Here is a 6,215-nt window from a genome sequence, read left to right as displayed (position 1 = left end):
GAGAAGATGAAACGGGGGGAGCAGTCCCCGCCGTACCGTTCGGTTATGCGTTGCCAATCATTTCCGTGGCGGATCACTTCCGTGGCGGAAATCACTTCCGTGGCGGACCTTTGCGCTCTGCGGAGGCGGCCCACAGATTGATGTCGGCTTCGCGCGCGTAGGTGTCGATCTCGCCGAGCTCGGCATCGCTGAAGTCGAGCGCCTTCAGCGCGCCGACGCAATCCTCGACCTGTTCCGGCCGGCTGGCGCCGATCAGCGCCGAGGTCACCCTGCCCTTGCGCAGCACCCAGGCCAGCGCCATCTGCGCCAGCGTCTGGCCGCGGCGGCCGGCAATCGCGTTCAGCGCCTTGATGTTGGCGATGGTCTCGTCGTTGATGAAGGTCGGCCTCAGCGACTTGCCTTGGCTGGCGCGGCTGCCCTCAGGGATGCCGCCGAGATATTTGTCGGTCAGCATGCCTTGCGCCAGCGGCGTGAACACGATCGAGCCGACGCCGAGCCCCTCCAGCGTGTCGAGCAAACCATCGTCCTCGACCCATCGGTTGAGCATCGAATAGCTCGGCTGATGGATGACGCAAGGCGTGCCGAGCTGCTTCAAAATGTCGGCGGCCTCGCGCGTGCGCTGCGAATTGTAGGAAGAGATGCCGGCATAAAGCGCCTTACCCGAGCGCACCGCATGATCGAGCGCACCCATCGTTTCTTCCAGCGGAGTATCGGGATCGAAACGGTGCGAATAGAAGATGTCGACATAGTCGAGCCCCATCCGCTTCAGGCTCTGGTCGAGGCTGGCCAGCACATATTTGCGCCCGCCCCATTCACCATAAGGTCCGGCCCACATCTGGTAGCCGGCCTTGGTCGAGATGATCAGCTCGTCGCGATAGGAGGAGAAATCCGTCCGCAGGATTTCGCCGAAAGCCGTTTCCGCCGAACCGGGCGGCGGGCCGTAATTGTTGGCGAGGTCGAAATGCGTGATGCCGAGATCGAAGGCCTTGCGCGCGATCGCCTGTTTGGTCCGGTGCGGCGTGTCGCCACCGAAATTGTGCCAGAGGCCGAGCGAGATCGCCGGCAATTTCAGGCCGGATCGCCCGCAGCGATTGTAGATCATTTTCTCGTAGCGGTTTTCGGCAGGCACATAGGGCACGGGAAATCCTTTAGATCAATGCGAGCCCGGCAGTTGCCACCGCAAAAAAGGGTGAGTCGGCTCTGCCCCTCACCCTTAGCGTCTCACCGTTTCTATGGGGAGAGGGGTCGACGGTAAACAACACGTGTCGCAATCACTGAAGCGCTTGCCCTATTTCTTCTTCGCCAGGAGCCCTTTCTTCTTCGCCAAGAGCGCTTCCGCATCCTTGACGCCCAGTGCCGCAGGGCGTTCGCAGGTGGTCTGCATGGCAACGAACTTTCCGCTCGCGCTCGACCGCAACATGCCGGTCATCACATCCACGGCATGCAGCGCCAGCTCCATGGAGCACCGGTGCGGCCGGCCTTCCGCGATCGCCAGCGCCATGTCGGCGAGACCGGCGGTGCGATAGTTGGCCATCATGCCGTGCGAATGCATCTGGTTGGCCACGCCGAACGGATGCTTCCATTTCGGCAGCTTCTTGACCGGCTTGGCGGCGTCGGTAAAACGAACGTCGCCGCCGAAGAAGTTCGGATCCGGCAAAAACACCGTGCCCAACTCGCCGTAGAGTTCCATCGGCGCGTGGCCATGGCTCCACACGTCCCAGCTGGTATTGAGCGTCACCACGGCGCAATTCTCGAACTCCATCACGCCGTGAATCGTCGTCGGGGTGGCGACCAGGATTTTTTCGCCCGCGCGAGGCTTGGACGAGATCGTGCGTTCTGTCTTCGGGATCGAAGCAAAGGCTGCCACCTGCTTCACCGGTCCGATCAGCTGGATCAGATTGGTGATGTAATAGGGTCCGATATCGAGCACCGGACCGGCGCCAGGCTGGAAGAAGAAGTCCGGGTTGGGGTGCCAATGCTCCATCCCATGGCTCATCACATGGCATGTGCCACTGGTGATCTTGCCGAGCTTGCCAGTGTCGATCAGGTTGCGGACAAGCTGGTGCGCGCCACCGAGGAAAGTGTCCGGCGCCGAGCCGATGCGCAGTCCGTCTCTCTCGGCCAGCTTCTTCAGATCGAGCCCTTCCAGGACCGACAGCACGAACGGCTTTTCCGAATAGACGTGCTTGCCGGCATCGAGGATCTGTTTCGATACCTCGTAGTGCACCGCCGGAATGGTGAGATTGACGATGATGTCGATGTCGCCGGCCTTGAGCAGCCCTTCGACCGTCTCGGCGCGCAGCTTGAACTCCTTCGCCCGCGCCTTGGCCGCATCCATGTTGATATCCGCGCAGGCGCGCATCTCGATGCCGCGAAACAGCGGCGCCAGCGAAAAATATGCTTTCGAAATGTTGCCGCAGCCTACAACGCCGATCCCAAGTTTTCTTGCCATGCTGATTTGCTCCTAATAGGTCCTGGCGGCTGCGATCGAGCGGCGAGCGAAACGCTCGATGTCGTTGGGATTATCCTGTTCCATGACGTAGTATTTGGCGGCACTCTTGGCGCGCAGCGCCTTGATCAGGCCGGCCCAGTCGATCGTGCCGTGGCCGACATCGGACCAGCCGTCCTCGTCAACGCCCTCGCCAGGCTTGGCAATGTCCTTGACATGGACGGCGACGATACGTTTGCCATACTTCTCGATCCAGGGCAGCGGATCGCCGGCGCCGCGCACCACCCAGGCCACGTCCATCTCCCAGCCGATGTCGGGCGCCGCCGCGAGGATGTGCTCCTGCGGCATCGAGCCGTCGGCAAGCTTCTTGAACTCAAAATCATGGTTGTGCCACGCAAAGCCGTAGCCGGCTTTGCCAGCCGCCTCGCCGACCTTGGCCAGGCGTGCGCCGAAGCCGCGCCAGCCGGCCGTGTCGGTTGGTCTGCTCTCGGCGACCAGATAGGGGCAGATGAGCAGTGTGATGCCGAGCGCGTCGGCGATTTTGCGCACGCCATCGAAATCCTTCTCGAGCGCATCGATCGAGAAATGGCCGGTCGGCATGGCGAGCCCGTTCTTGTCGAGTTCGGCCCGAAACGCCTTGGGGTCGTCATAGACGCCGCCGAACCCCTCGACTTGCGCGTAGCCGAGCTCGCCCAGCATCTTGAGCACCCCTTTCCAAGGTTGGAAATTTCGCGCGCTGTAAAGTTGGAATGACCAGTTCATCGTCTCTGTCCGTTCTCTGGGGATGGATGGGCTTGAGGTGAAGTTCTTGGGAATTAGAGGCGGTTGCCGGTGGCGGCGTCGAACAGCGAAGCGCGCATCGGGTCAAAACCGATGCTCACCGTGTCGGCATTGTTTGGCGTGCGCTCAGATGTCACCCGCACGGTGAAATTCTGATTTCCGAGCTTCAGCCAGACCAGCGTGTCGGAACCCATGGGTTCGACGACCACGACATTTGCCGTGGCTGTGAAAGGCCATCCAGCGCCGCTGTTGAACGCGACATGCTCGGGCCGGATACCGAAGACGGCCGCCCCCGGCACGGGCTCCTTTTCGAAAGCGTAGGTGGCAAGCGGGATCCGCACATCCTCGGCGACGAAGTGCCAGTTGCCATCGTCCTTCTCCAGCCTGCCGTCGAGGAAATTCATCGCCGGCGAGCCGAGGAAGCCGGCGACGAACCGGTTGACCGGGCGATTGTAGATCGTCTGCGGTGCGTCGAGTTGCTGGATCACGCCGCCCTTCATCACCGCGATACGGTCGGCCAGCGTCATCGCCTCGATCTGATCGTGGGTGACATAGATCATGGTGTTCTGCAGCTTGCTGTGCAGCAGCTTGATCTCAACACGCAGTTCCGCGCGCAGCTTGGCGTCGAGATTGGAAAGCGGCTCATCGAAAAGGAAGACGTCGACGTCGCGCACCAGCGCCCGCCCGATGGCCACACGCTGGCGCTGGCCGCCCGAAAGCGCCGACGGCTTGCGTTGCAGCAGTGGCTCGATCTGCAGGATTTCTGCGGCCCGCGCGATGCGCTTGGCGATCTCCTCCCTGGGGATGCCGGCAACGCGCAGCCCGAAGGACAGGTTCTTCTCGACAGTCATCTGCGGGTAGAGCGCATAGGACTGGAACACCATGCCGATGCCACGGTCCTTGGGCTCCTCCCAGGTGACGTTCTTGCCCTTGATGAAGATGCGGCCGTCCGAAACGTCGAGCAGACCGGCGATGCAGTTGAGCAAGGTCGACTTGCCGCAGCCGGACGGGCCGAGAAGCACGATGAACTCGCCCTCGGCGACATCGATGTTGAGCGTCTCCAGCACCGACACTGCGCCGAAATTCAGCGACAGGTCCTGGATCGAGACACTGGGATTTTCCATTCTTGTCATCATCATCCTTTCACCGCGCCGGCAGCGATGCCACGCACGAAGAGCTTGCCGGAAACGAAGTAGACGACGAGCGGTACGAGGCCGGTCAGGATGGTGGCGGCCATATTGACGTTGTATTCCTTCACGCCCTGCACCGAGTTGACGATATTGTTGAGCTGCACCGTCATCGGATATGTGTCGGGGCGAGTGTAGACGACACCGAACAGGAAGTCGTTCCAGATGCCGGTCACCTGCAGGATGATGGCGACGACGAAGATCGGCAGCGACATCGGCAGCATGATACGGAAATAGATGCCCCAGAAGCCCGCGCCGTCGACGCGCGCCGCCCGGAACAGTTCATCCGGCATGGAAGAAAAATAGTTGCGGAACAACAGGGTCAGGATCGGCATGCCGAAGATGGAATGGACGATCACCAGACCGCTCAGGCTGCCATAGAGGCCGATTTCGCGCAGGATGATGACGATCGGATAGATCATCACCTGGTAGGGGATGAAGGCGCCGACGATCAGGATGACGAAGAAAGTGTCGGCGCCCTTGAAGCGCCAGTTGGCAAGCGCGTAGCCGTTCACGGAAGCGATCGCGATCGACAGGATGACCGACGGAACGGTGATGCGCACCGAATTCCAGAAGCCGCGCGAGAGTCCGTCGCAGTTGAGGCCGGTGCAGGCGCTGGACCAGGCCTTCACCCAAGGCTCAAAGGTGATCTCGAGCGGCGGTGAGAAGATGTTGCCGAGGCGTATCTCCGGCATGCCTTTGAGCGACGTCACCACCATCACGTAGAGCGGCAGCAGATAGTACAGCGCCACCACGATGAGCGTGCCATAGAGGAAGACGTTGCGGCGCGAGAACACATGCCGCGGCTTCGGTCCTCGCGGCCCGGATGCCTCGAGCCCGATAGGACCCTTACCGGCAGGCAGGGAAACGGCATGGTCAGACACGCTTGCTGCCTCCGAACTCGAGATAGGCCCACGGCACGATGACGACCACCACCGACAGCAGCATCATCGTCGAGGCGGCGAAGCCCTGGCCGAGGTTCTGGGCGAAGAACATGTAGTCATAGACATATTTGGCCGGCACCTCGGAGGCGATGCCGGGACCGCCGCTGGTCTGGGCGACGACCAGGTCATAGACCTTGACGATACCGGCAGCGATGATGACAAGCGCGGTGATGAAGACCGGTCGCATCATCGGGATGATGATGAAGAGATAGGTCTTCAACGTGGGTATCCCATCCACCCGCGCGGCCTTCCAGATATCCTCGTCGATGCCGCGCAGGCCCGCCAGCATCAGGCACATGATGAGTCCGGTGCCTTGCCAGAGCGCGGCGATCAATATGCCGTAGATGACGATGTTGGAATTGTAGAGCGGATCGAAATTGAAGCTTTCCCAGCCCAGGCCGCGCACCACCCCCTGGATTCCGAACTCCGGGTTGAGCAGCCATTGCCAGACAAGACCGGTGACGATGAAGGAAAGCGCGAAGGGGTAGAGGAAGATAGTGCGGAACGTGTCTTCGAAGCGGATCTTCTGATCGAGCAACGCCGCCAGCATGAAGCCGATGACGAGAGAGAACACCAGCGAGAGCACGCCGTAGACCAGCAGGTTCTCAATCGAGACCAGCCAACGCGGCGTCGACCACAGCCGGTAATACTGATCGAGCCCGACGAAGTTCAGCCGCGGCAGGAGCTTCGAATTGGTGAAGGAATAGAGCACCGTCCACGCGCTGCCGCCGACGAAGATCACCAGTGCGGTGAGGACCATCGGAGTAGAGGCGACCTTGGCGTTGAGGTTGCGGAAGAGTTGATTGGGGCGTTCGCTCTTGCTAATCTGCACAGCCGGGCTGGGTGAGGTAAGGG

Annotated in this window: 6 protein-coding genes; all 6 read right to left on the bottom strand. The window is 61.3% G+C overall.

Annotation, left to right across the window (positions count from 1 at the left end; genetic code table 11):
* Positions 1 to 91: 91 nt before the first annotated feature.
* The gene (mgrA, locus tag EOA85_RS24770) at positions 92 to 1,138 is read right to left on the bottom strand and encodes an L-glyceraldehyde 3-phosphate reductase (RefSeq protein ID WP_127211520.1); all 1,047 of its coding nucleotides are present in this window, start codon (positions 1,136 to 1,138) and stop codon (positions 92 to 94) included.
* Positions 1,139 to 1,288: 150 nt separating this feature from the next.
* Positions 1,289 to 2,452 (bottom strand): Gfo/Idh/MocA family oxidoreductase, encoded by a 1,164-nt coding sequence (locus EOA85_RS24765; protein ID WP_127211519.1) that lies wholly within the window; start codon positions 2,450 to 2,452, stop codon positions 1,289 to 1,291.
* Positions 2,453 to 2,464: 12 nt separating this feature from the next.
* A complete protein-coding gene (locus EOA85_RS24760) occupies positions 2,465 to 3,211 on the bottom strand; it encodes a sugar phosphate isomerase/epimerase (RefSeq protein WP_127211518.1) in 747 nt (248 codons plus the stop codon).
* Positions 3,212 to 3,264: 53 nt separating this feature from the next.
* Positions 3,265 to 4,362: an ABC transporter ATP-binding protein gene (locus EOA85_RS24755; RefSeq protein ID WP_127211522.1), complete on the bottom strand. Its 1,098-nt coding sequence runs from the start codon at positions 4,360 to 4,362 to the stop codon at positions 3,265 to 3,267.
* Between the two features lie 2 nt (positions 4,363 to 4,364).
* Positions 4,365 to 5,300, bottom strand: a complete 936-nt coding sequence (locus EOA85_RS24750) for a carbohydrate ABC transporter permease (protein ID WP_127211517.1) — start codon at positions 5,298 to 5,300, stop codon at positions 4,365 to 4,367.
* Positions 5,293 to 6,186 (bottom strand): sugar ABC transporter permease, encoded by an 894-nt coding sequence (locus EOA85_RS24745; protein ID WP_127211521.1) that lies wholly within the window; start codon positions 6,184 to 6,186, stop codon positions 5,293 to 5,295. The genes EOA85_RS24750 and EOA85_RS24745 overlap by 8 nt, the downstream gene beginning before the upstream one ends.
* Between the last annotated feature and the right edge of the window lie 29 nt (positions 6,187 to 6,215).

This window comes from Mesorhizobium sp. M5C.F.Ca.IN.020.29.1.1 (genome assembly GCF_003997375.1).
GTDB lineage: Bacteria > Pseudomonadota > Alphaproteobacteria > Rhizobiales > Rhizobiaceae > Mesorhizobium > Mesorhizobium wenxiniae.
This window is presented reverse-complemented; position numbering and strand designations above follow the sequence as displayed.